The sequence below is a fragment of the Streptomyces sp. NPDC031365 genome, from assembly GCF_055569765.1.
The window spans coordinates 88,488-92,184 of the sequence record NZ_JBVIIM010000022.1; the positions used below are offsets into that span (position 1 = coordinate 88,488).

Genomic DNA, 3,697 nt, shown 5'->3' on the forward strand with positions numbered 1-3,697 from the left:
CGTCGGCCTCGCTCCAAGGAGACCCTGTGGACAAGGACCCCAACGCGAAGACGGGCAAACTCGCCCTGGACAAGGCCGGCCTGCGGGCGTTCGTGGAGACGCGTGTGGAGCCGTTCAGGGAAGAACTCCTCAAGATCCAGAAGTACGATCCGGACCTCGGCCCCGACATGGGCACGGTGATCGGCGATGCGGACAAGAAGGAGCAGTGGGAGTTCGACGCCTATGGCACCCAGCGGCCGCTGGCTCTCGGGCTCATGCTGCATGGCAGCTACCTGGGCGGCAAGGGCCATGAACTCAACGAAGCCGTCGGCAAGGCGGCCCAGAGCCTGATAACGCTCTTCGAGGAACAGACCAGGCTCTTCCAGCATATCGAGGAGAACCTCCAGGCCACCCTCGACAAGCTCTTCTCCACGCAGAACAAGAATCTGACCCTCATCGACGGTCAGGACTTCCTTGAAGGACTTGAGGATGTGCAGGTCGATCTGACCGGAGGAGAGCGCTCCGTCGGGGGTGAAAAGGGCTGAGCCCACGCTCGTCGTACCTCTGCTCCCGCCGCAGTTCTGACCAGATTCCCGGAGACTCGTCGTGGCCGACAGCACTTCCCAAGACAACACCGACGACTACTGGTTGAAGGCCGTCAAGGTGCTCACCGGCTATGAGATGCCTCCTAGCAAAGAACACTTCGCGAAACTGAAGGGCAACCACGACATCCCTCTGATGAGGGTCGAGTTCTCCGACTACGACGGCGCACCCTCGGACGCGATCATGGAGGCGTCCAGCGATTACGGGTGGTTGTACGCGAACGCCGGCTGGCACCTGGACAATACCGACTTCGTGATGCCCTTCTACTCCGGTACGAAGGGCCCCGTCACGGAACTGGCGCCGGGTACCCAGGTCAAGATGAAGAAGGCACGGATCACGATGCTGGGAACCAGCGGCGATGATGTGCCGTCCGGCGGTGTGGTCGAAGGCGGAGAATTCAAGAGCAACCTCGGCGCCAACGCCCAGAACGAGGCATTCGGAAACGGTGCCAGCGACCAGGTCTGGAACACTCAGCCACTGAGACAGTACAGCTATGGCGGCGGAAAGGCGCTGGAGCAACTGCTCGCGCATGATAAGACCCTCGATTTTGCGTGGAACGGACTCCGGGTCAGCGACGCCAATGCGGTGGACCTCGGGTCGTTGCTGCGAACAGCCGAAGCGTTCGACCGAGTGGCTCACTTCTTCCATCAGCGCGCACTCGAACTCAAGGACTGGGAATTCGACCTGGGTAAAGAGGGAGCGTCGTGGAAAGGGCAGGCTGCTGGAGTTTTCTGGGACCTTGTCCACGCACTCAATCGCAACTACGAGTCCTACAGCGAGCAGTTCCCGCCGTGGACGATGACGGCGGCGCTCTTCGCGGGAAAAAATATACCCGCCGGACAGTTCTCATACGGGGAGGACCTGCGCAGGATCCGCCTTGAGACACGCCATGCCGTCGAGAATCTGCACAGTGAGTGGAACCTCTGGCAGCTCTATATGGGAAACCCACTCCGCTGGCTGCACGATGTGCTGCTGGATGTGGCGAGTGCAGTGTGGAAGCAGAACATCACCAACGTCCGTTGGAAGTATCTGAGCAGCGATTCCGAGCGTTACGACGAGAGTGGTCTCCACGCCACGGCCGGCTTTTACGGCGGCGACCGCGCATACGGATCGCTGGAGAGTTTGGACACGTGGAAGGCCATCGGCGAGGAAGCCGTAAAGCGCTGGCGAAAATCCGTTGAGGAGTTCCTTTACCCAGCGGGTAAACAGGCGTTGATCGCTCTCGAAAACACTTTCAATGATCAGCGTTTCCCGCAGCAGGTGAAGACTGAACCAGTAAATCTGCAGCAGAAATACAACACCTCTCTCACTTCGAAGGACAAGAAGGACGTCAAGGAGAGGGACCGGAAGAACGAGAAGCGCCTGGAGGAGCAGGGGAAGAAGCAGGAGGAGAGGGACCGGAAGAACGAAAAACGCCTGGAGGAGCAGGAGAAGAAGCAGGAGGAGAGGGACCGGAAGAACGAAAAACGCCTGGAGCAGCAGGAGAAGAAGCAGGAGGAGTTGCAGAAGAAGCAGGAGGAGCGGCAGGAGCGACTCCAGGAGGAGCAGGACAAGAAGCAGGAGCAGCAGGAGAAGAAGCAGGAGGAGTTGCAGAAGAAGCAGGAGGAGTTGCAGAAGAAGCAGGAGGAGCGGCAGGAGCGACTCCAGCAGGAGCAGGACAAGAAGCAGGAGCAGCAGGAGAAGAAGCAGGAGGAGCGGCAGGAGCGACTCCAGGAGGAGCAGGAGAAGAAGCAGGAGCAGCGGCAGCAGGAACAGGACCAGCGGCAAATGCTTCTGACCCAACAGGCTCGGCTGGATCGCGAGCAGCAGAAGAAGGAACAGGAGCGGCTTCGGCAGGAGCAGGAGAAGAAGCAAGAGGAGCAGGAGCAGCGGCAGGAGCGACTCCAGGAGGAGCAGGAGAAGAAGCAGGAGCAGCGGCAGGAGGAGCTGGACAAGAAGCAGGAGGACAGGGACCGGGAGAACGAAAAACGGCAGGAGGAGCAGGAGAAGAAGCAGGAGGAGCTGCAGAAGAAGCAGGAGCAGCGGCAGGAGCGACTCCGGCAGGACCAGGAAGAGCGCAGGGTCAGGACCGAGGCGGATTATCAGGAGCGTCAGAAGGAACGGCAGCAGGAGGTCGACCGACGGCAGTCGGAGATGGAGGCCAAACAGGAAGAACGCCGGCGGGAGGCGGAGCGGACGGCCAAGGAGTTGCAGAAGGAGGCCGAGGAGCGCTACGAGCGCCAGATGCAAGAGCGCAGAGTGGGTGCAGAACTTCCCGGCGGCCCCGACCTGCCAGGTGTGTCCAGGCCGGATTCCGGAGTACCCACGACCACGCTGAACCCGGACGGGTCAGTGACCGTGGACTACCCCGACGGGTCGACCCGCACCATCGACTTTCCCAGCGGCGATGTCGTCACGAGACACCCCGACGGTTCCACCGACACCGACAGCCTTCGCCCCGGTGAGTCCCTCCATAACGGCGACGGCAGTACCACCACCCTGGGTCGTGACGGCAAACTCACCACCACGTTCCCCAACGGCAGCACCAGCGTTCTCGACCCCGACCGTGGCACAGTCACCACGACCCGGCCCGACGGTACGTCGACCACCACCCCCATCGAGCCCGGCCAGACCCTGCCCACCGGCCCCTCCGGCGCAGGAGGCCGCTCTCTGTACTCGCCCTCGTACCACAGCAGGGGATACGACGAAGACCTGTACGACCGTGAACTGAACCCTGCTCGCGGGTCCGGCTACGGTCAGGGCACGGGCGGCGCGCCGTTGATGCCTCTGGGAGCGCGGCCTGGCGGGGGTGGCGCCGGGAGCGAGGGCGAACGGGTCAGAGGAGCGTTCGACGACAACCAGCCCATGTCCCGGCGCTCTGCCGCAGGCGGTCGGGGCGGATATCAGGACGAGCAGATCGCCGCCGTGCCCGGCCGCGGCAACGTCGCCACCACGTCGGGAGGTACGCCCTTCTACCCACCGCCCATGGGCGGTGCCGGCGCGCCTTCTCAGCAACAGACCGAGAGCGACCGGGAACGCGTCTCCTGGGGGGAAGTGGACGAGGACGTGTGGGGTACCGATGCGGGCGGAGCACCCGCATCGATCGGACGTTGAACAGCACTGCGGGAGACCAGAG

The 3,697-nt window shown here is 62.6% G+C and carries 2 protein-coding genes; both read left to right on the forward strand.

The genetic code is table 11. The features are described from left to right. Positions 1 to 26 precede the first annotated feature (26 nt). Positions 27 to 524: a type VII secretion system-associated protein gene (locus tag ACZ5C2_RS27730; protein ID WP_468796825.1), complete on the forward strand. Its 498-nt coding sequence runs from the start codon at positions 27 to 29 to the stop codon at positions 522 to 524. Between the two features lie 61 nt (positions 525 to 585). After that, positions 586 to 3,675: an AAWKG family protein gene (locus ACZ5C2_RS27735; protein ID WP_468796828.1), complete on the forward strand. Its 3,090-nt coding sequence runs from the start codon at positions 586 to 588 to the stop codon at positions 3,673 to 3,675. Positions 3,676 to 3,697: the final 22 nt, after the last annotated feature.